Origin of the sequence: Amycolatopsis sp. CA-126428 (assembly GCF_002904335.1) — a bacterium.
In the GTDB taxonomy this organism is placed as follows: domain Bacteria; phylum Actinomycetota; class Actinomycetes; order Mycobacteriales; family Pseudonocardiaceae; genus Amycolatopsis.
Map to the genome: position 1 here is coordinate 1 of NZ_PPHF01000147.1, position 23,759 is coordinate 23,759.

22 protein-coding genes, 1 tRNA gene and 1 pseudogene are annotated in these 23,759 nt (G+C 65.1%); 17 read left to right on the top strand and 7 right to left on the bottom strand.

Annotation, left to right across the window (positions count from 1 at the left end; genetic code table 11):
- The first annotated feature begins 362 nt into the window (after nt 1–362).
- The 5 genes from C2L58_RS36115 to C2L58_RS36125 all read left to right on the top strand — a co-directional run bounded on the left by C2L58_RS36115 (nt 363) and on the right by C2L58_RS36125 (nt 8,095).
- Nucleotides 363–3,476, top strand: a complete 3,114-nt coding sequence (locus C2L58_RS36115; RefSeq protein WP_233226135.1) for an RHS repeat-associated core domain-containing protein — start codon at nt 363–365, stop codon at nt 3,474–3,476.
- Between the two features lie 69 nt (nt 3,477–3,545).
- Entirely contained in the window at nt 3,546–3,719 is a 174-nt protein-coding gene (locus C2L58_RS49505; protein ID WP_158264220.1) for a hypothetical protein, read from the top strand.
- Nucleotides 3,720–3,930: 211 nt separating this feature from the next.
- Nucleotides 3,931–4,077 (top strand): hypothetical protein, encoded by a 147-nt coding sequence (locus tag C2L58_RS49510; RefSeq protein WP_158264221.1) that lies wholly within the window; start codon nt 3,931–3,933, stop codon nt 4,075–4,077.
- A gap of 99 nt (nt 4,078–4,176) precedes the next feature.
- Nucleotides 4,177–4,674, top strand: a complete 498-nt coding sequence (locus C2L58_RS36120; protein ID WP_146073739.1) for a hypothetical protein — start codon at nt 4,177–4,179, stop codon at nt 4,672–4,674.
- An 874-nt stretch (nt 4,675–5,548) separates the two neighbouring features.
- Nucleotides 5,549–8,095: a tetratricopeptide repeat protein gene (locus C2L58_RS36125; protein ID WP_103342135.1), complete on the top strand. Its 2,547-nt coding sequence runs from the start codon at nt 5,549–5,551 to the stop codon at nt 8,093–8,095.
- A gap of 6 nt (nt 8,096–8,101) precedes the next feature.
- On the opposite strand, the gene C2L58_RS36130 is transcribed toward C2L58_RS36125, so the two are convergent.
- Together C2L58_RS36130 and C2L58_RS36135 are read right to left on the bottom strand one after the other, a co-directional pair.
- Nucleotides 8,102–8,572, bottom strand: coding sequence for an NUDIX hydrolase (locus C2L58_RS36130; RefSeq protein ID WP_103342136.1), 471 nt, complete (start codon nt 8,570–8,572; stop codon nt 8,102–8,104).
- A gap of 8 nt (nt 8,573–8,580) precedes the next feature.
- A complete protein-coding gene (locus tag C2L58_RS36135; RefSeq protein WP_103342137.1) occupies nt 8,581–9,324 on the bottom strand; it encodes a helix-turn-helix domain-containing protein in 744 nt (247 codons plus the stop codon).
- A 236-nt stretch (nt 9,325–9,560) separates the two neighbouring features.
- Between C2L58_RS36135 and C2L58_RS36140 the strand changes: the two genes are divergently transcribed.
- The 12 genes from C2L58_RS36140 to C2L58_RS48905 all read left to right on the top strand — a co-directional run bounded on the left by C2L58_RS36140 (nt 9,561) and on the right by C2L58_RS48905 (nt 17,947).
- A complete protein-coding gene (locus C2L58_RS36140) occupies nt 9,561–9,785 on the top strand; it encodes a hypothetical protein (RefSeq protein WP_103342138.1) in 225 nt (74 codons plus the stop codon).
- Nucleotides 9,786–9,807: 22 nt separating this feature from the next.
- On the top strand, nt 9,808–10,263 hold the full coding sequence (locus C2L58_RS36145) for a hypothetical protein (protein ID WP_103342139.1): 456 nt from the start codon (nt 9,808–9,810) through the stop codon (nt 10,261–10,263).
- A gap of 288 nt (nt 10,264–10,551) precedes the next feature.
- On the top strand, nt 10,552–10,833 hold the full coding sequence (locus C2L58_RS36150; RefSeq protein WP_103342140.1) for a hypothetical protein: 282 nt from the start codon (nt 10,552–10,554) through the stop codon (nt 10,831–10,833).
- Nucleotides 10,814–11,380, top strand: a complete 567-nt coding sequence (locus C2L58_RS51595) for an AMED_5909 family protein (RefSeq protein ID WP_158264222.1) — start codon at nt 10,814–10,816, stop codon at nt 11,378–11,380. Before C2L58_RS36150 ends, C2L58_RS51595 begins: the two co-directional genes overlap by 20 nt.
- Nucleotides 11,381–11,705: 325 nt before the next feature.
- Nucleotides 11,706–13,259 carry an FtsK/SpoIIIE domain-containing protein gene (locus C2L58_RS36160; RefSeq protein ID WP_103342141.1) on the top strand — a complete coding sequence of 518 codons (1,554 nt, stop codon included), beginning with the start codon at nt 11,706–11,708 and terminating at the stop codon, nt 13,257–13,259.
- Nucleotides 13,256–13,642: a hypothetical protein gene (locus C2L58_RS36165; RefSeq protein ID WP_103342142.1), complete on the top strand. Its 387-nt coding sequence runs from the start codon at nt 13,256–13,258 to the stop codon at nt 13,640–13,642. The genes C2L58_RS36160 and C2L58_RS36165 overlap by 4 nt, the downstream gene beginning before the upstream one ends.
- A complete protein-coding gene (locus C2L58_RS36170; RefSeq protein WP_103342143.1) occupies nt 13,642–15,237 on the top strand; it encodes a replication initiator in 1,596 nt (531 codons plus the stop codon). Before C2L58_RS36165 ends, C2L58_RS36170 begins: the two co-directional genes overlap by 1 nt.
- A 13-nt stretch (nt 15,238–15,250) precedes the next feature.
- Nucleotides 15,251–15,469 (top strand): helix-turn-helix transcriptional regulator, encoded by a 219-nt coding sequence (locus C2L58_RS36175; RefSeq protein ID WP_103342159.1) that lies wholly within the window; start codon nt 15,251–15,253, stop codon nt 15,467–15,469.
- 107 nt (nt 15,470–15,576) lie between these two features.
- Nucleotides 15,577–16,296, top strand: a complete 720-nt coding sequence (locus tag C2L58_RS50990) for a hypothetical protein (RefSeq protein WP_233226136.1) — start codon at nt 15,577–15,579, stop codon at nt 16,294–16,296.
- Nucleotides 16,293–16,667, top strand: a complete 375-nt coding sequence (locus C2L58_RS50995) for a tyrosine-type recombinase/integrase (RefSeq protein ID WP_233226137.1) — start codon at nt 16,293–16,295, stop codon at nt 16,665–16,667. The genes C2L58_RS50990 and C2L58_RS50995 overlap by 4 nt, the downstream gene beginning before the upstream one ends.
- Before the next feature lie 79 nt (nt 16,668–16,746).
- Nucleotides 16,747–17,493 (top strand): hypothetical protein, encoded by a 747-nt coding sequence (locus tag C2L58_RS48900; RefSeq protein ID WP_146073740.1) that lies wholly within the window; start codon nt 16,747–16,749, stop codon nt 17,491–17,493.
- Between the two features lie 250 nt (nt 17,494–17,743).
- Nucleotides 17,744–17,947 carry a hypothetical protein gene (locus C2L58_RS48905; protein WP_146073741.1) on the top strand — a complete coding sequence of 68 codons (204 nt, stop codon included), beginning with the start codon at nt 17,744–17,746 and terminating at the stop codon, nt 17,945–17,947.
- 115 nt (nt 17,948–18,062) lie between these two features.
- On the opposite strand, the gene C2L58_RS36190 is transcribed toward C2L58_RS48905, so the two are convergent.
- From C2L58_RS36190 to C2L58_RS36210, 5 genes and pseudogenes are all read right to left on the bottom strand, one after another.
- Nucleotides 18,063–18,136, bottom strand: a tRNA-Pro gene (locus tag C2L58_RS36190).
- A gap of 118 nt (nt 18,137–18,254) precedes the next feature.
- A complete protein-coding gene (locus tag C2L58_RS36195) occupies nt 18,255–19,418 on the bottom strand; it encodes an alginate lyase family protein (RefSeq protein ID WP_103342145.1) in 1,164 nt (387 codons plus the stop codon).
- Nucleotides 19,419–19,548: 130 nt separating this feature from the next.
- A pseudogene (locus C2L58_RS36200) lies at nt 19,549–21,761 on the bottom strand (glycosyl hydrolase family 18 protein).
- A gap of 160 nt (nt 21,762–21,921) precedes the next feature.
- Nucleotides 21,922–22,701 carry an enoyl-CoA hydratase/isomerase family protein gene (locus C2L58_RS36205; RefSeq protein WP_103342146.1) on the bottom strand — a complete coding sequence of 260 codons (780 nt, stop codon included), beginning with the start codon at nt 22,699–22,701 and terminating at the stop codon, nt 21,922–21,924.
- Between the two features lie 3 nt (nt 22,702–22,704).
- A complete protein-coding gene (locus C2L58_RS36210; RefSeq protein ID WP_103342147.1) occupies nt 22,705–23,616 on the bottom strand; it encodes a PaaX family transcriptional regulator in 912 nt (303 codons plus the stop codon).
- Nucleotides 23,617–23,759 lie beyond the last annotated feature (143 nt).

A 23,759-nucleotide genomic window follows, 5' to 3' on the forward strand; every position in this document is an offset into this window, starting at 1 on the left:
TCATCGTCGACCTGACCACCGGCGTGGTGTGGTTCTCGCCCAACCACTACACGGACTTCTACAAGATCTGAGTCCGCCGAGGCCGTGCTCCGGTGCCCGCGGTTCGGGCGCCGAGCACGGCCTGCTTTTGCTCAGGGCTGGTCGCTGGGCGAGCTCGACGAGGTGGTCGACGGGTTGTAATCCAGTTGGTGCCGACGGTTCACGCTGAACGGAGCAACGTGTGAAGTAACCGTTAGGACGATCGAGTGATCGAGTCGGCGCGGACACGCTCTTGGTGATCTCTCGTCATAGTGTCGCTGGGTCTGGTGGCATCCCGCCGCCGGGGTGGGGCCTGTCGGCTCCGAGGGGAGATTCGCCTTCTGATGCAACGGAAAACGTTGCGGCACTTCGTGCTGCGCACAATCACGTTGACGTCCGCTTTCGCGCTGGTCGCCGCGGTCCCGGCGACCGCGTCCGCGGCACCGGAGACCGGGCGCGGTGGGGTCCCGCTGCCGGTGTCGTGGACACCGCCGGCGCAAGTGAACCGGACACCGACCGGCCTTCCGGCCGCCCAGCTCCCGCCCAGATCCGCGCCGGCGGCGCCGAGATCGCCGTCGCCCCGGGTGGCGACCTGCGCGACGGGCGGTCCGGTCGGGACGCAGCCGTGGTTCCCGATGGACCGCTACCCGATCTCCGACCGCATGGAGCTGCTGGTCAACCGGGCGAGCGGCAACGCGATGATCACCGACCGGGAGCTGACCATCAAGGGCACCGGGCTGGACATGTCCTTCGATGCGACCTACAACAGCGAAGACATCTGGGGCAACGAGCTGGGCGGGCACTGGACGATCTCCGCCGGAGACGACATCCGCCTCGACGTGCTGACGTTCTCGGTCGTCGTCCGCGACGCGACCGGGTACTGCTCGGAATACACCAAGAACGACGACGGCAGCTACACCACACCGTCCGGTTCGCACGCGACGCTGACCAAACTCGCCGACGGCACCTACCACCTGACCCAGGACGACTCCGGCCAGGTGCAGTCGTTCACCAGCTCCGGGCAGCTGTCGTCCCAGGCCGACCGCAACGGCCGCACCATCACCTACCGCTACAACTCCGACTCCTCGCTGGCCTCGATCACCGACACCCAAGGTCGCGTCACCACCCTCACCCGCGATAGCGACGGCCTGCTCCGGACGGTGACCGACCCGACCGGCCAGGTCGCCGCGTCCTACAGCTGGGACCCCCAGCTCTACAAGGTCAACGGGATCACCAGCCGCGCCGGCGACAAGATGAGCTTCGGCCTGGACGCCGACGGCCGGATCACGACCCTGACCACCACGCTGGGGCGGGTGTACACGCTGTCCTACGACGGGCACGGCGCGGTCACGCAGGTGGCCGAGCCCAACTATGACGGCGTCGCCAGCGTCACCAAGTACACGTACAACCACGACTCGAACAGCAACACGCACACCACGACGGTGACCGATCCCAACGGCCACGGCACCGACTACACCTTCGATGGCAGCTTCCGCCAGACCAAGGCCGTCGATGCCCTCGGACACAAACGTGACCAGTCGTGGTCGGCCCACGGTGACGTCGCGTCGGTGACCGATGACCTGAAGAATTCGGTCACCTACGAATACGATTCGCTCAACGACCTCAAGGGCGGCAAGCTCCCGACCGGGGCGACGGTGAGCGTCGGCTACACCGACACCGCCCACCCGCACCTGCCGACCCAGGTCACGGACTTCTCCGGCAACAAGGTCACCAAGCGCTACGACACGTTCGGCAACGTCACCGGCGTGCACTCCGATGCGCTCAACGCCGACGTCGCCCGGTACACCTACGCGCGTGGCCTGGTCGCCTCGGTGATCGACGGCAACGGGCACACCACCGCCTACGGCTACGACACCGCCGGCAACCTCACCACGGTCACCCCGCCGCTGCCCCTGCAGCCGACCACCTACACCTACGACTCGCTCTCCCGGGTCACCAGCGTCACCGACGGAAACGGCGTCAAACTGGTCTACGGCTACGACAAGCTCGACCGGGTCGTCTCCGTCGCCAAGGCCGACGGCACCGGACTGGCCGCCTACACCTACGACAAAACCGGCAACCGCACCATCGCCCAAACCGCCGGCGCCACGCTCACCAACAGCTACGAACGACGTCTGCTGACCCGCGTCGTGCGCACGGCGGGCACGACCACCGGCACCGCGACCTACCACTACGACCGCGCCGGCAACGTCACCGCCGTCGACGATCCCACCGGCTGGATCTACTACGGCTACGACGCCGCCAACCGGCTGACCTCGGTCAAGGACCAGGCGAACAAGACCACCACCTACGGCTACGACAACGCCGACCACCGCACCTCGGCCACCCTGCCCGGCGGCACCACCGAAACCATCGCCCTCGACAAATCCGCCCGGCAAACCGGGATCACGGTCAAGAACCCGGCCGGCACAGCGGTGTTCTCGACGTCCTACCGCTACACCCGGCCCGACGGCTCCGACACCGGTCAGATCCAGTCGCGCACCGACTCCACCGGCACGGCCGACAACACCTACGACGGCTTCGGCCGCCTCACGAAGGCCGGCACCCGCACCTACAGCTACGACAACGCCGGCAACGTCACCGCCGGCGACGGCCGGACCTACACCGTCAACAACGCCAACCAGATGACCAAGATCGACAGCACCACGGTCGGCTACGACGGCGCCGGGAACCTGACGACCACCAACCCGGGCGGCCAGGCGAACTACAGCGCCACCAACCAGCTGACCTCGGTCACCTCCGGCTCCAGCACCCTGTTCACCGGCACCTACGACACCCTCGACCAGACCCAGCCCGCGACGATCACCGAACAAGCCGGGTCCGGCACCACGACGCACGTTTTCACCCACACTGCCTTGGGTATCTCCCGCACCGTGGACAACGGCGCCGGCACCACCTACGCCCACGACACCGGCAGCACCCTCACCGGCCTCGTCGACACCGCGGGCAAGCACCACAACGCCGTCACCGACTACCAGGGCACCGTCCTGGCCCTCGTCGACGACACCGGCGCGGTCACCGCCACCTACGGCTACACGCCCTACGGGTTCAACACGAGCATCACCGGCCCGGCGGGCTCGGCCAACCGGCTCCGCTGGCTCGGCAGCTACCAGCTCTCCAGCAGTGAATACCTCACCGGCTACCGTCACTACAGCCCGGTGTACGCCCGCTTCACCCAGCCCGATCCGACCGGGCAGGAGGCCAACGCGTACGCCTACGGCCAGGGCGACCCGGTCAACCGCACCGACCCCACGGGGACGGTGTCGGCGGGGTGCGTGAACGCCGGCGCGGGCGCCGCCTTCGCTCTGCTGGGCACGGCGGCGATCTGGGCCAGCACCGCGGCCACCAGCGGTATCACGGCTCCGCTCGTGGTGTCATCGTCCTTCGCCACGGTGGGCGCGATCGGTACCGCGGCGCTGGCTTGCCGCAATGGCTAGCCCGTTACGAGGCGGTGGTGTTCAGCTGCTCGGTGAGCACCATCAAGTGAACAGGAGGAAAGGGCCGCCATGAGCAAGAACATGAGCGTTGCCTTCAGCATCGTGTCGGGGGTCTTGCTCGTCGCGCTGATCGTTTTCGCGGTCATCGCACGTCAACCGCTGCTGATCGTCACCGCGGCGATCGTCCTGGGGTTGTTCGCATACTCCCTTCTGGCGATGCGTCGTCACTGGCGGAGCAGATGATGACGGTGTAGCACGCATGCTGACTGTTCGATACCGCTCCGGAACACCTGGAGCATTGTGGACACGAAGGGGCCAGGCTTCCGGCAAGGGACGCCTGGCCCCTTCGTCCCGCGAACGGGGGCGGCGACCGAAACGCCAATGCCGGGGGGAGCGAGTTGTGGTCGTTCGGAGAAAGAACCCATGGCGCGGCCTTGGAGTGCAGCTACTGGTAATGGCGATCTGGTTGGTCGCTTACCGGTACCTGATCCGGCCGCTGCTGCCCAGCGGCGATGTGCTGGGTATCGTGATCCTCGTGGTGCTGGCGTTGGGGATCTTGGCTGTTCCGATCGTTTCCGCGTGGTATCGCCGGAAGCGGTGAAGGGTTTCCGGCCGAGCGAGAACGTGGGGGAGACGCGTGGAGTCGTCGGAAGCACTGCTGTTGAGGCCGTCGGTCCGGGGCCAGTTGCCGGCACTCGGCGTGCTGGCCGGGTTCCTGGTGTTCGAAGTTTTCATTGCCGTGCGGGGTCTGCTGGCGCCGTGGCTGGCGATCGCTTGTCCCGCGGTGTTCGTCGTGGTGTTGGCGATCGCGGTCGTGTCGCTGGTTCGGTCCCTCGGGAAGCCGTGGCAGCTGCGTTGCGGGACGGATGGTGTCGAGGCGCGCGGATTCGAGGCGGTGCCGTGGTCGGCGCTGGCGGAGGTGCGGATCAGCCGGCTTCGGCCGAGCTGGCTGTATGCCGTGGTGCTGGGCCATTACCGGGTGGTGGCGTTCGTGCCTCGGCCGGGGGTGTCGGTGCCGGCGGTCGTGGTGTTCGATCCGCTGTCCCGGCGCGGGGCGTCTTCGAAGTGGGCAGCGCGGTGGCAGAGGAGACGCTACGGCAGTTCCTTCGTCGTGTTGACCCACACCGTGAACGCGACTGCTGAAGAGATCGCCGAGACGATCCGGACGTTGACCGACGTTCCGGTCGTCACGAGCTGACGATCAAGGTGTGCCGGACCGGATCGACATTATGACCACAGCAAAAGCGGGCCTCCGCAGCTGTGAGCTGCGAAAACCCGCTGTCCGTCGGGCTGACAGGATTTGAACCTGCGACCCCTTGACCCCCAGGACGGGGGAGTCGGGGTTTTCGCAGCTCAGGGTCCGTGCGCGTGATCAACTGGCGTGTCAGAAATGCCTGGTCGTTCACCGGCGTGCACGACGTGTGGTCCCCTGCTGGTCCCCAAGGTCGGGCTTCACCGACCAGATCGCGATGATCGGCTCCGGGGTTCTGCTCGACCTCGGCGTTCCTGTCTCTAGGTGCGCTGAGCAGCGGTTTTTCCGCAATCGGTTATCGCGGGTGCTTGCCTCTTCCTGACCTCTGATGGCCTGGAGACGGCCTGGCGGACCCAGCCACACCCTGCCCTGCATCCCGATACGAAGCCAGCACGCGGCCGGTGGTGCCGGGTCAAGACACGCTTCATCGTCTTGACGCGGTGCTACCGGCCGTTGTCACGATCAGGCTTCGGGATGGAGGTCCCTTACGACGGTCCGTAACAGAGATCGACTCTCAAGCGACCCGAATGTAACCATCGCTCGTAGCTTGTCGAGGAGGCCGGATGGCTGAGGGGACTCGTGTGCCGCCGCCGCGCGGCGCTGCGCCAGGTGACCCGCTGGCGGCCGCACCGCCCGGCCGGCGGGCGAAGCGGAGCGGCAGCCCGCCGTGTCGGAAGCGGATGCGGCCGCTAAGGCGAGGGGCTACGTAGGCGACAGGCGCGCCGCCAGTGGCGGCGCGCCCTTGATTTCGTAGAGTCAAATTCGGCAACTCGTGACGACACGCCCTAGGTCACGATCCTTTCTTAGGTCGAGGAATACGATGAGTTACAGTGCCACGCGGTTGACTTGCTTCGCGCTTATATCTGCACTCGAAGAGGATACTCGATTGCATGTCGAGGAAGCCGTGGGTGACCTAGATCCTCTGAATATTTTTACAAAAGACGAGTACGATAAAGTCGTCGACCGCTGCTCTCGTGAGCGAATTTCTATCACGCACTTTTCGGCGGCGACCCTAATTCAATTCATAGACTACGCTGATGGTGTGCAGCTGCTGAATCGGTTTTCGAATAACATTGACGCCGATTTAAAGGAGCAGCTTCCAAAACTAACGCAAGCAATCTCCAGGATCACCCCAGTCCGGAACCGTGTCGCTCATACGCGCCCAATGGAGATCGAAGATCTATCGACCGTCCTCGACTTCTGTCGATCTCTGCGCTCCAAAGGAAATAAGCAGCTTTGGCCGAGTGTTGGAACGGTCATAGAGAAGCTATCTGAGAACCCGTCCTATGTGCTAAGTCTCAATATAGACTTGAAGGGCGACCCTGATCCGGGGCCAATGCACAATCTTCCTATACCTGACTTCGATGAGACGGGGTTCTTTGGTAGAAAAAAGCAAGTAGAGCGCATCAAAAAAATTGTCAAGGGCGCCTATCCGGTAGTTTCAATTTTGGGCGACGGCGGCATTGGCAAAACTGCAATTGCTCTGAAGATAGCGTACGACTTGCTAGACGACCAAAATGCAACTTTTGATGCGATAGTGTGGGTTACTGCGAAATCGGAGCGGTTGACCGCCAGTGAAGTCGTGCGGATAAGCGGAGCAATCGAAGACTCGCTCGGATTGTTTGCAAATGCTGCAGAAAGCCTGGCTGGAAGCTTCGAGGGTGACCCAATTGAAGAAGTTCTCAGCTATCTAGAGAGCTTCAAGGTTCTCCTCATTCTTGACAACCTCGAGACTGTATTGGATTCTCGACTGAGGGAATTTCTGTTAGAGATTCCATTGGGTAGCAAGGTAATCATTACCAGTAGGATCGGCGTTGGAGTAGAGAATCCGGTTAGTCTTGGGCCGCTGACGGACGACGAAGCAGAGCGTTTGCTCTACTTTTTAGCGCGTACGCGAGAAGTCGACGCGCTGAAGGCCCTGAGTAAAGACGGAATGTCGCGTATTTCCAAGGTGATGCTTGGCCGTCCGGCGTATATAAAGTGGTTTGTTTCTGGCGTTCAAGCTGGCAAAAGGCCTGAGGAGCTTCTGCGGGACAATGGTTTGTTCTTGGACTACTGCATGTCCAACGTGCACAAGTTCCTACGCGTCAACGCGCAGACTGTACTTAAGTGCATGCAGGTACTTCCAGGTGTACGGACTCAGTCGGAGATTGCGTTCCTGTGCCAGTTCAATGCGGACCAGACTCAGGCTGCAATTCTTGAGCTGTTGACGACCAATTTCGTTCATATGAGAACCCAATCGGGATCACGTGAAGTAGAAACTACATACGAACTTACGGAATTCGGTCGTACATACTTGGAGAAGCGTCACCCGGTATCATCTGATGACCGCAAAAAGTTTCAATCAAACAATCACCGTCTTATTGCGCTGGGTAGATCACTTCGTGATGAGAACTCGGCATCACCTTATGATCCAGGAACGCTAGACGTCAGCGCTGGAGAATTCGGCGCTGCGCGTCTTCTTCGTTTGGCGGGTAGAAAGGCAGAGGTAAGGAATTTCGATCAGGCCCTCCAGGACTGCGCTGAAGCGCGTCGACTATCGCCCAACTACTTTGAAACGTGGCGTGTGGAAGCGCAAATATACGCGCAGTCTGGAGATTACTCGTCCGCCAGAAACGCATTTGATAGAGCGATCGAGCTGGCACCTGATAGTGCCTCTCTTAACTATTTTTTCGGTTCCTTCCTTGTTGACGAGAACATTGACCCGAATGATGGTCTGGTGTACTTGCGGAAGGCTGCTCGGAAAGATTCGGAAAGTCCGATTGTGCTACGGCAGATTTCGTGGGCAAACCTAGCCAATGGTTCGTTCAGGGAAGCTTTTGACTCGGCGATTCATGTGCTTACTATGCCGGGGGCGTCGGCTTATGGTGTAGAGATGGCAGTGACTGCACTTCGTGCTGCATCTTACAATCTCCAAAAGAACATTAACAACGGGTCTATCGAACAGGCGATGGAATTCATGGAGGAGGTACTGCAGCAAACAGAGTGCATATCTGTGGAGTACTTACTCGGCGAGCCTTGCGATCGACTTCTGCTGATCTCGGAGGTGTGTGATTCCCTGCGTGATCATCTTGATGACGATTTCCTTAAGAGGAAAGTTGCAACCTTCAGATCCAAGTCGATCGAGTTTGTTAGACGCGTAGATACGTCTTCACTCGACCGTCGGATCGGACGGGTGAAGACAATCGTTCCTGATAAAGCCTACGGATTCATTACGCTAGGTCTTAAGGATTACTTCTTCCATATTCGCGACCTCATGTCTCAGCAAGACTGGTATCACATGGAGTCAGGTGTAACTGTGTCATTTATGCCAGATAATGATAACCCCAAAGGCATACGTGCGGTAAGTGTTGCATGGCTGAACTAGGGTCGACTACGTGAAGTAGACTTGCCCACTTTCGTTGGTGGCGTGCGCAATTCGGAGCCTAATTGAGGGGTGAACATTCAAATCGGGTAATTGTTGGATGTTTATCCAGTCGACTTCACTGCTTTCGTCACTTGTTTGTAGAGTGCCCTCTGTGACGTTGGCGCGGAAGCAGATTGAGAATTCTTGGCGAACTTCGCCGTTATCGTAGGCGATGACGTGCTTAGGGTCTGAGTACAGGCCGATCACGCCTGTGACCTCGCACTCGATGCCGGTTTCCTCGCGGACCTCCCGGACTGCGGCCTCGGCTAGCGTCTCGCCGAGTTCCAGTTGGCCGCCGGGGATGGAGTACAGGTTGTTGTCCGTGCGCCTGATCATCAGGATTCGGCCTTCGTGATCCTGAATGAATGCCGACACCGCAACCGCGATGCTGTTGGCCTTGGGTGCATTCGGGTCGTTGTAGTAGTCGACTCGGGTCATGCTGCCTCCTAGAAGGTGGCCGGCTTGGCGAGGTTCCAGACTGACTCGAAGCTCTCCGAGTACGTCTCGAAGAGGTCACCTGCGGACAGCCTCCGCAGGTGGAGGGATGGGGCGTGGGCTCCCTGGAACCCGTACACGTGCGTGTTGATGATCATCTCGTCGTCGAACCGGAAGATCGAGTTGTAGAGCGTCGTGTTGTGGAACCGCATCTCTACACCGTCGACTCCGACCAGCGGCCGGTAGGACGCCAGCGCGTTGCGGATGCGCGCCGCGAGCGTCCCGTCGCCGAGCTGTTCCTCTTCGCCACGCAGTGCGACGCGGTTCCCTTCGGGGTCGCCGAACATGAGCCGGATTCGAACGTCGGCCTCTGCCTTGGCTGTCAGGTCTTTGATGAACCGCGGGCGTTCCACCAGGAACAACGCTGCGTGTACCAGGATCTCGACGGTCTCCGATGCTTCCTTGATCAGCCGGTCCCACAGCTCGACGGGCACGGCGTTGCGGTGCGGGAAGACCTGCACCAGCTCGGCGGCGGCAGTCTCGGCCTTGCGCTCCGGAGCGACCGAGTCCGGCCACAGGTAGGTCTCCGATTCGCGCGCCATCGCGGCGATCTTGTGCCGGTGCTTGGGGTAGGGCGTCCGGTTCTTGGTGATCCAGCGCTCGACGGTCTTCTGATCGACCCCGACGGCCTTGGCCACCTGCTCCAACGTCAGGCCGTTGCGCAGTAGCGCGTCACGCAAGCGTTCGTTCGGCATCGACACCCCTCGGGACGTGTAGGGACGTCTTCGACGGTACCAGGGACGTCCCGAGATGTCCTGCCACGTGGTGATCACGTCCCGCGTTTTGCCGGAGTCTGGGTGTCAGGTTGCCGGGGTAGGCCCGGTGCTAGGACACCGAGGAGGTAGGCGTGACCATTGCAACCGCCGTCCGGCCGGCCGGCTTGGACAATCGAGCGGTACCTCGCCGACGTGCGGCGTAGGCGCGGCGTGGCATGCGCGACACGGTTCAGATCCACGTCACGGCTGATCTGCCGATTCGTGTTCGGGCGCTGACGTACGCAAACCGCGCGGAAGTCCGGTTCGGCAAGGCGTTCCCGGTGGTCCTGCTCGTGGACTCCGACGCCATCGCCGTACTGCGGAGGGAACTGGACGAGGTGAGCGCGGCACTGGACGCCGCAGCGGCACGAGGCGGAGAACCGCCAGAAGCTACCGACTAACAGACGACCTAAGGGATTCAGCATGGCTATCGATAAGGGACACCGGTTCGGCATCGACTTCGACGACGCGTTTCCGCAGGGTTTGGTGATGGTGGGCGAGGTGTCGCCGGACAACGAGTATCAGTCGCGTGAGGATCGGGCTGCGAATCGCCCGGTGCGGCAGCGGGTTGACGAGGTGACGGGTAAGCGGCAGTGGAAGGCCACCGTCACCGACCCGGGTGAGACGCGGGCGAAGCGGGCTTCGTTCGAGATCACGTTGCTGGCCGACGTGCAGCCGGTTCCGGCTACCTCGGAGGCGCTGCCGGGGATGCGGCCGATCGAGCTGGAGGGGCTGACGGCTGAGCCGAAGGTGGCTGGTCAGGGTGAGTTCAAGTTCCAGTCGTACGTCTTCCGCGCGACCGGCTTCAAGGTGGCAGGGAGTGGTTCGAAGTCGGCGCGCTCCGCCACGGCTGGCGAAGCTGCGGCCAAGGCGGCGTGAGCGGCGTGAGGGCGTCTGGGCCGGTTCGTGATGCTGCGGCGTTCGGTGTTCTGGTCCAGACGTGGGAATTGGCTTACCGCGACTACATGGAGGCATGGGAACGCGGCCGGCGGGTCTTCTCGCCGACGTCGTCGCTCAACACCTCGAATGCGGCGCAACGGGTGGCGCAGGCGTGGCAGGAGTTGGCGCGGACGCGTGGTCTGCCGTGGTGGTGTGTTGCGGCTTTGGAGTCGGCGGCCGAGGGGTTCGCCGAGCTGGCGCGGGATTGGGCGAGTAAGGCAGACGGTGATGGTGCTTCGGGTCGACGGGTTCGGCGGGACGTGGACGGTGGAGCCACGGGACTCGGTGGCGGTGGAGGAGACCGGTCCGCATCCGGCCAGTCCGCCGAGGCTGGTCGTGACCGGCGAAACCGTGGTTTCCCTCGCGGTGCCGGAGGACCTGGACCAGTGGCCGGCGTGCGTGGCGTTCCTTCTCCGGCTCCGCGACGGAGTGGACGACCTGGCGGCGCTGCTGACGGCTCGTGCGGCGGTTCCGGGCGCGCGTGATGGGAATGGCAACGGTGAAGGCTAAGGCCGGTCCGCCTCGGACACTGAAGGAGGCGCACGACGATTCGTATGCGCGGATGCCAGGACGCGACGCGCCGGTGTCGGCGTGGGTGGCGTTTCGGCGGGCGAACGCGCGGATGTATCGGGCCGTCGCCGATCTTGACCGTGGACACCATCACGAAGCGCTCTACTGGTCTGACCGGGAGCGGCGCGAAGTGGAAACCCTGACCAAGAAGCCTGAGTGGAAATCGGATTACGGACGGGAGGGAGTAGATCCGGCAGGTACTCCAGCCGCTCCGGCGGCACGTCTGAGTGAAGAACAGCTCCCGCCGCTGCCGGATGTCGAATTCGGCGTGTACCTCCGAGCGGCGCGCGAACGGGAGTCGTTGAGCCTCACCACCGTCGCGGCGCGCGCGAAGATCGGCAAGTCCACCTTGCAAGCGATCGAGACGGGATCGCGTCACCCGGGGTCGCTACAGGTAATCGCCGCTCTGGCCGACGCGTTGGGCGAAGATCGCGTTGTGTTCGCCCTTTTGGCCTTGCGAGAGCACGTGGACGCCTCTGGGCAGTAGCGAGCTTCAGAAGAACTGGATATCGATGGTTTCGCACGTGGGGACGTGCGGCGGATAAACGCGTGCTCATGTGCTTCACATGACCGTTAAGAACGCAGAACCGGGTCCCTGGCTACCAACCTTTTCGCCGGTTCTGCGTCTGTCCACTGGAGAAGTGAACAATGCGAACGATAAAGGATGACAACCAACGCCAGTCAACCGGGGTCACCCGGATGCGCTGCGCGGAATGCAAGAAGTTCGCGCGCCTGCTGCCCGGGGAGACCAAGTGCGCTCCCTGTCGGGGGATGCTGCCGTTGGACCTGCGGATGACGCGGGGTGGCCGGTGATGTCTCCCGGTTTCGCGGTGGTGGCGCTGGCCGGGCTGGGCCTCGGCGTGTGGGTGCTGCACAAGGTCGGCCGTGCCCTGGCTTCGATCGTGGAAGCCTTGGCGGCGGCTGCGGTGGTGTTCGTGGCCCTGTGGTGGCTGTGCAAGGCCGTCGTGTGGATGCTCGCGCAGGTCGTGACCCGGTGGCGGACCAGCCTGACCGTGATCGCGGTCTGCGCCTGGTGCGAGCTGTTCGGCTGGTTCCCCCTGGCGGTCATCCTCGGTGGCGTCGCGGCGCTCCTGGCGGCGTGGTGGGCGATCGAGGCCGTCTCGTTCGATCAATGGTGCGGACGGTTTCTGCGCTCCTGGTGGGCACGGTGGGCCGTCTACGGGCGGAAGCTGCCGGACTGGTTGCACGCCTGTGGTCTGTCGGTGCGGGACGAGGCGTTGCCGGTAGTGGTGAACGTGAACCTCGTCGGGCGTCGGCGCGCCCTCTCTCGCTCGACCTCGACTCGCTCCGGCACCCGGCTGCCGAAGGTGCTCGGGGTCCGCTCCGGTGCCTCGTGGGACGAGGTGCGGGTGGAGCTGGTGGCCGGCCAGAAGCCGGAGGACTTCGACGACGCCGCGCGTGCCTTGGCCGTCGCACGGAAGGTTGCTCGCTGTCAGGTCCGTGAGCTGGCGCCGAACGTGGTTTCGATCGACTTCCAACGGCGTGACCTGCTCAGTGGCGGGGTGGCCGGCCCCCAGGTACCCGATGGCGTCGACTCGGTCGGCGTGGACCTGCGCAACGTCTGGGCGGGTCGGACCGAGTACGGGCGTGACTGGCGTGTCCCGCTGCTCGGCTCCGGCGCACACTGCCTGACCGCCGGTGCCTCCGGGTCGGGCAAGAACTCGGTCATGTGGTGCCCGCTCGTAGCTGCTGCTCCAGCGATCCGGGCTGGGGTGGTGCGCATGTCCGGGATCGACCCGAAGGGCATGGAACTGGCCTACGGGCGCGGGATCTTCTCCCGCTACGCGGTCGGCGGCAAGGACGCGGTCGAGCTGCTCGACGGTCTGGTGGAGGAGATGGAATCGCGCAAGCGGGCCTTTGCTGGTCGGTTGCGCACGATCCCGGTGTCGACGGAGTATCCGTTGGAGCTGCTGGAGTTCGACGAGATTGGCGCGTTGACGAAGTACACCGACCGCAAGACCCGTGAGGCCATTGTGGAGCGCGTCGCCCTGCTGACCACTCAAGGGCGGGCGTTGGGTATCTCGGTCCGTGGCTACGTCCAGGAGCCCACCAAGGACACCGTTCCCGTGCGTGAGTTGTTCACCCGGCGGGTGTGTCTGCGGGTCACGTCCAAGACGCACGTCGGCATGGTGCTGGGTGACGGGGCGTACGAGCGCGGGGCGTGGGCGAACCGCATCGGCGACACGGAGGCAGGCGTGGGCTACGTGTGGGGCGAAGGCATCCGCGAACCGCTACGCATCCGCGCCGGGTGGGTCTCCGACAGCACTGTGAAGGCGCTGGAGGCGTACGTGACCAACGGGGGTGTCGCGGATCTGCGACACGGCGGTGAGGGGGTAGCCGCGTGAACCGGCTGATGATCTTCCTCGACGCCATCCGCGACCACCTCGACTCCCACCAGCTCCCGCCGGCCGCCTCGGTCGACGTCAACGCCTGGTCCATCCCGATCACGGTCCAACTGGATGTCGACGGGCTGCCGGAGGTGGCGCGGGCGTTGCTCGTGTGGAGCCAGACGCTCGAGGACGTTTCGGCTCGGCTGTGGCGGCTGGTCGACGGGCGGTGGGTGCACATCTCGATCACCGGCCGGACACCCTGCGGCATGCCCGTCCTGGTCTACGGCGTGGTCCAGTTCGAGCCGAGCACGTTCCCCGACCTCCCGGCCGGAGCGAAGCAGGACATGCCCGTCTACCTGCTGCGTGGCTGGTCGTCGCCGGGGGAGGTGGCGGCCTGATGAGCGAGACACGCGCCGAACGGATGCGCACCCCACTGGCGGCGGACGTGATCCGGGCGACAGCGGAGAAGCACGGGGTCTGCGTGCGGCCCTTCACGATGGAGGTCGGCGACACCACGAGCGGCGAACTCCGGTACGTCCCGGTGCCGTGCGGCTCCACGGTCGAGTCGGTGTGCTTGCCGTGCGCTCGGAAGGCGAAGGCGCTGCGGCAGGCCCAGTGCCGCGAGGGCTGGCACCTGACCGAAGAGCCCACCCTCACCGCCGAGCCACCCTCGGAGGACCACAAGGAGCTGCTGACCTATCGCGCCGACCTGGTCGCCGCGTACCGGGAGGTTGTCGAGCACGACCCGGCCGAAGCCGAAGAGCTGCGGGAGGAGGTCGCCGGGGTTGACGCGGAACTTCGGCAACTCGGGATGCGGGGCCGGCTGCCCGCCCTCGACGTCCCGACCAAACGCCCAGTGAAGAGGTCGACCCGTCGTCGGCAGGACGCTCCGAACCTGCCTCGCCGGAAGGTCGCGAAGACCACGGTGGGGCGGGAGTTCGCGGGGAAGTTCCGGCCGTCGATGTTCGTCACGCTGACCTGCGACACCTACGGGCCGGTCCGTGGCGACGGCTCTCCGGTCGACCCGTCTCGGTATGACTACCGGCGGGCGGCCCGGGACGCGGTGCACTTCTCCGCGCTGGTGGACCGGTGGTGGCAGAACCTGCGCCGGGTCGTCGGCTGGGACGCGCAGTACTTCGCCACGGTCGAGCCGCAGCGTCGGGCCGCTCCGCACTTGCACGCGGCGATCCGGGGCTCCGTGCCGCACGACGTGATCCGCCAGGTCACCGAAGCCACCTACCACCAGGTCTGGTGGCCGGCACACGACGAGATCGTCTACACCGATCGCGTGCCGGTCTGGGACGGTCCGGAGGCCGGGTTCGTCGACCCGGAGACGCGTCAGCCGCTCACCCGGTGGGACGACGCGGTGGAGGCGGTCGAGCACCCGGCGCATGTCGTCCGGTTCGGTCGGCAGGTTCATTCGAAGGGCATCCTCGGTGGGACTGAGGAGGCCGGCCGTCACATCGGCTATCTGACGAAGTACCTGACCAAGTCCACGGGTGAGGTGGTCGAGGCGGACAGCGCGGCTCAAGCCGATCACCACGACCGGCTCCATGCCGAGCTGTCGGTCACGCCGTGTTCGCCGCGCTGCTCGGTGTGGCTGCTCTACGGCATCCAACCCAAGGGCGTCACTGGCAAGACCACCCCGGGGCACTGCAAGGGCCGGGCCCACCGCCGGACCACGCTCGGGCTGCCCGGCCGCCGGGTCCTCGTGTCACGAAAGTGGTCGGGCAAGACGCTCGTCGACCACAAGGCCGCCCGGCGGGCCTTCGTGCTCCAGGCGCTCGCGGCGGTCGGGATCGAGAAACCGGAGGCCGACCGGTCACAGCAGGTCTGGCGCAAGGTCGAGCCCGGAGACCCGCAGGTCCCGCCCCGGCCGCACCTGGTGATGCGCGCGATCGCGGAACGGATCACGTGGAAGGCCGAGTACGACCGGGCGCTACTGGCGGCGGGGAGACCTCCAGAAACTTCGGCAACCGAGCTCGCGGCCTAAGAGGGGAGTGGACATGGAACTGCGACTGGTGGATGGGCGGTGGCTCACGACTGAGGAGTTGGGCGCCCTGCTCGGCGTTGATCCGTCGACGGTGCGGAGGTGGCGAACGTCCCGGCCGCCGCAGGGACCGCCCTTCGTTCAGCTCTCCGAACGGGTGACCGTGTATAGCGCGTCGGACATCGAAACGTGGCTACGGAGCAGGCGCGTTGATCCAGGCCAGGCGGCTGCGTGATGGCAGGCGATGTGCGGCTTCCACTCGGCGTCTCGCTGTCGTCCGATGTCGAGTACCGGCCTGGCCGGGCCAGTCCGTACCGCGCTCGGGTGCGGTGGATCGACCCTGTGACGAAGAGGCGTCCGAGCAAGTCGGAGGCGTTCGCGTCCGAGGACGAGGCGCGCGACTGGATCACCCGGATGGAGCGTGCCGCAGCTCAAGGCGTCGATCCGAACACGGCGACGATGAAACTGCTCGACTACGGGACGACGAACATGACGTTCGCTCTCCGGGGGCTGGAGGCCAAGACCACCGATCCGTACTTGGCCGGCTGGCGGAAGCGGGTCGTCCCGACGCTGGGGCACCTGCCGGTCAGCATGATCACGAACGGGGCGGTCGACCGGGCGGTGCATGCGTGGATCGCGGACGAGTGCAGCCGGTCGACGGTGAAGAACAGCATTGCGGTGCTGGTCAGGGTCATGGAACAGGCTCTCCGGGACGGCATCATCGACCGGAACCCGGCACGAGTGACCGGCTGGCAGCAGGAGTACAAGCGCGCCGAGGACGAGTTGGACGATCCGCGGTCGCTGGCGCTGCCGGACTGGATCTCGCTCACGACGCTGGCGGACGCCTTGGTGGCGCGGTCGTCGGGGGAGTACCGGGGCTGGGGTGATGTGGTGCTGTTCGCCGCCTGCACAGCGGCTCGGATCGGGGAAGTCTCGGGCTGCCGGGTTGGGGACATCGACACCTCGTCGTGGACCTGGACGGTTCGCAGGCAGACGACGCCGTCACCTGGCGGCTGGTGGACAAGGGGACGAAGGGGAAACGCGCTCGGACAGTGCCATTGATCGAGGACATCCGGGTACTGGTCCAGAGGCGGATCGCGTTCGCCGACGGCGATCCGGACGGCTGGCTGTTCAAAGGGCCTCGTGGCGGCCGGATCACTACGGCAGTACTTCGCGACGCAACGGCTTGGGATGACGTGGTGGCGAAGCTCGGATACGACCACCTGCGGCGTCACGACCTGCGGCACACCGGGCTGACGTGGATGGCGGACGCCGGTGTGCCGGTGCATCACCTTCGAAAGATCGCCGGACATGGTTCCCTGGCTACCACTCAAAGGTATCTACATCCTGACCAGACCTCCGTCACCCGGGCGGGTGAGCTTTTGACTCACCATCTCAGATCGCCGGTGGTGAGCGCCTTGCGCGTCGTCTAGATAGGGCGCGTCGCTCGCAATCGCACAGGGCAGTCGGGCTTATCGTCGGTGGTGAGTCACGGAGAGAGTGGAGAACGTCGTGAGTGAGGCCAGTCGGCGAAGTGCATTTTTGATCATGCCGTTCAAGGATGAGTTGAACTGGCTGCATGAGACTATCGTGGAGTCGTGCCTGGCTGAGCGTGTCGACGTACTTCGAGCTGACAACATTTTCGAGCCTGGCTCGATACTCAACCAGATCTGGAACCAGATTGACTCCGCGGACCTGGTTATCGCAGTCTGCACTGGCCGGAATCCGAATGTATTTTTTGAGCTTGGCTATGCCTGGGTTAAGCATCAACCCATTCTGATAGCAGAATCGATGGCTGACATGCCCTCGGATGTGTCGGCATTTCGTACCGAATTGTACAGTGGGGAAACGCCAAGTACGGACCGAGCTTCGCTGGGGTTCCGTTTGCGTCGAGCGATTCGCTCTCTCTCAAATGATGACGAAATCCCTAGAGGGCGCCGCCTGGAGAAGGCGCCAGAGGGGCGTAAGGCGGCAAGGCTGCGCGCGACTTTGCACGATACTGGGCGCTCGCATCGTCTCGTGATCGCGAACAGTGGAAACGTGCCCTTGATTGTCAAGGAGGTCATCGTTCCAGACGAGGTGGAGTGGTTCATCCTTCGTGCCGACGGCGAGTTGCCCACGGAGGTGCGTCCCGGTGACAGTATCAAGCTTACTGTGGTGCAAGTCATGGGTGGAGGGCCATCGAACTTCGATCTCAAAGTCGTAGGTGAAGATCTTTCCGGTGAGCGCGTGGAGTTTCTCTCGAAGATGAGTCATTGAGGAGTTTGTTGTGGAGATGTCCGTTTCTATTCCTCTTGATCCGTCTGGTTTTCTTCGGCGCGAGTGTCCAACGTGTGAAAAGGAGTTCAAGTGGTTCAGTGGCGATTTGGATACTCGACCTGATGATTTTCTAGATCCAGAATCGTACTTTTGTCCCTACTGTGGCGTCCCGTCTGGAGTGGACAACTGGTGGACGCCTGCGCAGTTAGACTATGCGACTGCGTCCGCGATGGGGCCAATCTCTCGTTACATGGAGTCGGAGGTAAAGCGAACCTTCGGACGAGGGGCGAAGTATGTGCCGGGGGACAACCCGGTCCCTGATCTTCTTGTGGATCCGGACGACATGCTGATGGTGGAGCCCCCCTGTCATCCCTTTGAGCCGCTGAAAGTCGATGAGAGCTGGAGGGATCCGATCCACTGCCTCGTCTGCGGTGAGAGGTTCGTCGTTGACTAGGTCCCCAAGTGGTCCCCGTGGCATCGGTACAGGCGTTGACGTGGCACTGGGGGCGATGAAAGACAAAAGCCGCCTGACCTGGGCTTTCACCCAAGTCAAGCGGCTTCTGTGTCCGTCGGGCTGACAGGATTTGAACCTGCGACCCCTTGACCCCCAGTCAAGTGCGCTACCAAACTGCGCCACAGCCCGGACCCGCACTCGCTGAGTGCGTGAGAAGTACTCTAGCGCGCCCTCCGAACGGCCGTGCAAGCAGGGTCCCCGGTCCTCCTGACCTGCGGAAACCTGCCAGGAGGACCAGGACTCGCGATCAAGCCGGGTTGGCTGCGTGGGTCAAGGTCTGCCACGCCACGAACAGGTTGTTCGAGCCCGCCGGGCGCTGGCGGTCCGTCAACGTCTGTGTGTTCGCCATCGCGATGCCCATGCGCGTGTTGAGCGCGTTGAAGCCCACCTCCGTCACCGGGCCGAGGCCCAGGTTGAGGTGCCCCGCACACAGCCACGAGGGCACCGCCGCTCCCAGCTGGTACTTCGACTGGAAGCCCAGCGCCTGGCGCAGGCGGGTGCCGACGTCCGTCGGGTACACGTCCTGGCCCTGGATGCGGAGGGTCTCCGCCACGTCCGCTATGGCCGCTATGCCGTAGCCCGTGTGGGTGAAGTCGCGGCAGGTTTCCTGGGTGAGGCCGTCCACGAAGGTCGACTGGCCTTGCCAATAGCTCACGATCTGGTCGCGGGAGGAGAGGCCGCTGCCCGGGACCGTCTTGGGCACGGCGCCGTCCGAAGCGAGGTAGACGTACGCCGCCACGCGGTTGCGGTAACGGGTCACTGCCTTGTCGAAGCTTGTCTTGTCCTCGAGGAACACCGAGATGCCGACCGCGGCCTCCATCATGGACAGTTCCCAGTTTCCGTTGCTGTTGCTGCCGTTGATCACCTTGCTCAGGTAGACATTGCGCAGCATCGTCCCGAAACGGCCCGCGTTCGGCCAGCTCGAATACGTGTACTTGATGATCTCCGCCGCCCGCGGCCACGATGAGCCCGCCCAGCCCGTTTGCAGCGGCGCGTTGCTGTTCGTGTGGCTCGTGATCACCGCCGACCACGCGTCCATCAGGGCGATCGCCTTTTGCGCGTAACGCGCGTCGCCCGTGATGTACCAGATCAGTGCGTCCGTGTACGCCGCTATCGCGTCTTCGCGCTCGTCCGTGCAGCCGTAGTCGGGGTTCGAATACGGGCCGCATTCGACCACCGCGCGGGGTTTCGGCGTCCGCGACAGGGACGCGTACGCACTGCTCCGCACCTGGTCGTACGCGGCCTTCCACGGCTGGGTGCCGGCGGTCACCTTGGCCTTGACGAAGTCCAGTTGGGGACGGCTCACCAGTACGCCCGGGTGGGTGAACGTCGCCGGGGCCGCCGGGGCCGGGGTGGCCAGCGTCCCCAGCAGCAGGGGGACCAGCGCGAAGACCGTGCGGAAGCGGGACATGGCTCTCCTCGAGACGACGGTGTCTGGGGGCGCGCGCCGGCTCAGTGTCATGGTCCAGACCATCGCGGGTCAAGCTCCAAAAAAGTGTTCAGCCCGCTGAACAGGGGTGTTCAGCGGGCTGAACGAAACCTCAGCCGAGCCCGGCGGTCACCGCGTTCATCAACGCGCCGGTGTCGCCCGACATCTCCCACGCCATCACGCCGAGCAAGCCGCGCGACTTGAGCCACGTGGTCTTCAGCCCGATCGACCAGGCGTCGTCGAACGTCCACCACTGGCCGCCGTTGCCCGTGTAGCAGGAGGTCGCGACCGCCGCCGTGTCGTGGTGGACCGTGCAGCCCGGCACGCCCGCCACCAGGTTCGCGTACCCGCGGGTGCCCGCTTCCTCGGCGAACTGGCCCGGCGCCGCGCCGGTCGCCGACTGCCACTCGCCGCTCTTGCCGCCGTCGGCGACACCCTGCCAGCCGCGGCCGTAGAACGCCAAACCGAGCGTCAGCCGCCGCGGGTCGACGCCCGCGTTCGTGTACGCGTTGATCGCGCTTTCCGCACTGAAGTGGAAGTTGTACGGGTCGTCCGCGTCGGCGTACAGGTTGCCTTGGTGGCCGGTGCGGTTCGGCTCCCACGAATTGTCGCTGCCCGACCCGTGGAAGTCGTAACCCTGCACGTTCGCGACGTCCAAATAAGTGAAGATCTTGGACAGGTCCCAGCCCGAAGCGACCTTCGCCGGGTCCGCCGGGGTGAACGCGTGCAGCTGGTACCGCTTGCCGGTCGTCGCGCCGTAGGAGTCCAGCTGCGTGCGGAACTCCGCCATCAGCGCGGTCAAGTTGGCCTTGTCGTTCGGCTCCAGTGGTTGCCCGGGTGACCGTCAGCGCTGGCGGGCCACTCCCAGTCGAGGTCGATCCCGTCGAAGATGCCGGCCGCGGTGCCCGGCCCGCCCGCGCCGCCGTAGGCCGCGATGTTGCCCTTGAGCCACGTGTCCACACAGGACGAGACGAACTTCTTGCGCGAGGCGTCGGTGGCCGCGACGTCGGAGAAGTACTTCGAATACGTCCAGCCGCCGAGCGAAACCAGCACCTTGAGGTTCGGGTGCTTCGCCTTGAGCTTCTTGAGCTGGTTGAAGTTGCCGCGCAGCGACTCCCAGCCGGTGTCGGCCACGCCGTCGACCGACTGCGCCGCCGCGAACGGCCGCGAGTAGTCCGCCTCGGCGTCACCGGCGCCGTCGCCCTGGCTGGGGTCCTGCGGGTTGGCCGTGGTGCCCTTGGTGACCCCGGACAGGCAGGTCAGGTTCACCGGATCGATGTTCTCGAACGCGTACAGCAGGTGCGTCAGCTTCGCCGCCGCCCCCGAAGTCTCCAGGTTCTTCACGAAGAACTGGCGCCCGTAAATGCCCCACTGCACGAAATAGCCGACTTTCGCGTAGCCGGAAACGATGTCGCCGGTCTTCGCGGTGACGGCCGCACTCGGCGCCGAAACGTTGTCGTAGCCATCGCGGGCGCGCACCGTGAAGGTGTACGAAGTGGACGGTGCCAGCCCGGTCACCACCGCTGCCGTCGTGGTCACCGTCGTGGCCAAAGTGGACCCGCGATAGACGTCGTAGCCGACCACGACGGTGTTGTCGGTCGATGCGGTCCACGCGAGGGAGACGCTGCCCGCATCGGCGGCCGTCGAGCGCAGCCCGGCCGGCGCGGACGGTGGCTGCGTGTCATCGGACGGATTGTTGGTGGTCACCGCGAGCGCCGCGCTCGCCGGAGAGGTGGTCCCCTTGGCGTCCTTCGCTTTCACCGTGAACGAGTAGGCCGTGCCCGGAGCGAGCCCGGAAACCGTGGCGCTCGTCCCCGTCACCGACGCGGCCAGGGAAGCCCCCTGGTAGACGTCGTACCCGGTCACCGGAAGCGAACCGGCGGCCGATGCGTTCCAGGCCAGCGCGACCGTCTTGGTCGTCTTCGCGACCAGGCGCAGGTTCGCCGGCGCGCCCGGCGGGGTGTCCGGTGAACCGTCGCAATTGGCGTTGTCCACGCGGCACTGCGTCGGCGTCGCCGCGGCGCTGAGCCGGAAAGCCGGGCTGTACGGGTAGGTGGTCCGGCCCGGCGCCAGCGTCGCGATGTAGTAGGCGGGGGTCAGCGTGACCTGGGTGCCGTTCTGCGTCACCGTGCCGTTTTCGCCGGTCGAAGCGGTGACGCCGGCGGGGAGCGTGAAGGTGATCGCCCAGTTGGTCACCGACGTGGTTCCGGTGTTGGCGACGGTGTAGGTGCCGGTGGTGCCGTTCATCGCCAGGGTGGCGGTCAGCGAACCGGCTGCGGCGGCGGGTGGCGCGAGCGCCGCGGTGCCACCGAGCGCGATGAGCAAGGCGGCGAGTGCGGAGCGTAGTCGTGCAGGGGTGCGTCTCATGGCGGTTCTCCAAGCGGCACGAGGCGGGGACGATGTGGTCTAGACCACATCGAATGTAAGCCGGCGCGAGGAGAACCGCGCACGCCCGAACGGCGGCAACCGGTGTCCGAACGGACTGTTAACGCCCCGCGAAGGTCGCTTTTCCCGGTCCGTCGGCGAGGAACGACTTCACCGCGTTGCGGAGGTCCTCGGTCTCGAAGAGCTCGGCCGCGATCGTCGTGATGTGGGCGTTCGCCTCGGGGACGCCGCCGGCCGAGAAGTGGTCGAGGACGCGCTTGGTCGCCGCGTGGGCGCGGGTCGGTCCCTCGGCCAGCCGGCGCGCGAAGGCCCTCGCGGCTTCGTCGAAGCCCTCACCCGGCAGGACGCGGTTGACGACGTTCCAGCGCTCCAGCGTCGCGGCGTCGTAGGTGTCGCCGGTCATCACGAACTCCTTGGCGCGCCCGACGCCGGCCCGCGCGGCGAGCCGCTGGGTGCCGCCCATGGTCGGCGTCAGGCCCACGACCTTCTCGACCAGGCCGAACTTCGCGCGGTCGGCGGCGAGGATGAGGTCGCAGGCCACGGCCACCTCGAACGCCCAGGTCAGGCACAGGCCGTGCGCGGCGAACACCGTCGGGAACGGCAGCGCCGCGATCCGGTCCGGCACCGCGAGCATCTCGTCGAAGAGCACTTTCGCCTCGGCGGGCGAGCCCTGGGCGTCGAACAGCGAGACGTCGACGCCGCCGCTGACGATCTTGCCTTCGGCGCGGATCAGCAGCGCCCGCGCGGGTTCGGCCTCCAGCGCGCCGATCGCCGAGGCGAGCGAGGACTGCAGCGAAGCCGTGTAGAGGTTCAACGGCGGAGCGTCGACGGTCAGGACGGCGAGCCCGCCGTCACGATCGAGGCGGACCTGCTCAGTCATTGCTCACCCTGCTTCTTCGGCTTCGACGATGTCGTCCCAATACTGCTGGGCCTCTGGGCGCCAGTCGACGTGTTTGTGATGGAACAGTTCCGCCGCTTTCGTCCCGCTCCACTTCGCCGGCAGGAGCTCGGCGGGCAGCTGCGGGTCGAGGAACGGGAACCGCCGCCACTCGTGGACCAGCTCGGTCTGCGCGCGCAGCACCGCGCGGCCGCCGGTCGGGTGCAGGCCGGTGAAGCGATCGATGAAGTCCTCGTAGCGGTCTTTCAGCTCGGTCAGGTCCCACGACCGGGCGACCATGGACTCCTGCTCGCCGACCTCGCCGTACGCGGCGGTGAACGACATCGCCTGCGCCTCCAGGCCCAGGTCGTTGACGATCTGCTGGGCCTCGCGCTGGCGGGACAGGTCCGGGCTGACCCACACGCCGGCGACCGGCGAGCCGAAGCCCGCCCAGGTCAGCCGGGTGCGCAGCCGGTGCCGGAGGTCGCGCTTGGCCTCCGGCACGGAGACGATCAGCATCAGCCACTGCCCGTTCCAGCTGCGTTCCTCGCGGCCGAACGCGTAGATCCGGTCGGCGCCCTCGGTCAGCAGCCGGCGCCCCGGCGGGGTCAGCGACCAGCGCACGCGGCGCCCGACGCGTTCGGAGACCACCCAGCCCTCGGCGGCCGAGCGGGCCAGCGCCTGCCGCGCGGACTTCTCCTCGATGTCGAGGATGCCCAGCACCTCGACGAGCATCGACGTCCAGACCGGTTTGTCGCGCGGCAGCGCGTACTCGCCGAGGACGGTCATCAGCAGCGACCGCGCGCTGGCGTGACTGACCTCGCGGCGCCGGCTCACCGTGGGCCGTGGCGCGGACGATCGGCCTTCCCTCGGCTTCGGCCTGCGGCCGAGGGTGACCGGGGGAGCGGGCTCGCCCATGCTGTTCACCGACCTCACTGTGTTATGGCACTGACAGGCTGTGGGACTGACAACCGAACAGGGTACCCACAGTGAGTGATCAAAGCGCCACGGGACACACACAGCCGGTGGTTTGACCTTGATCTGACAGTTCGCGACGACGT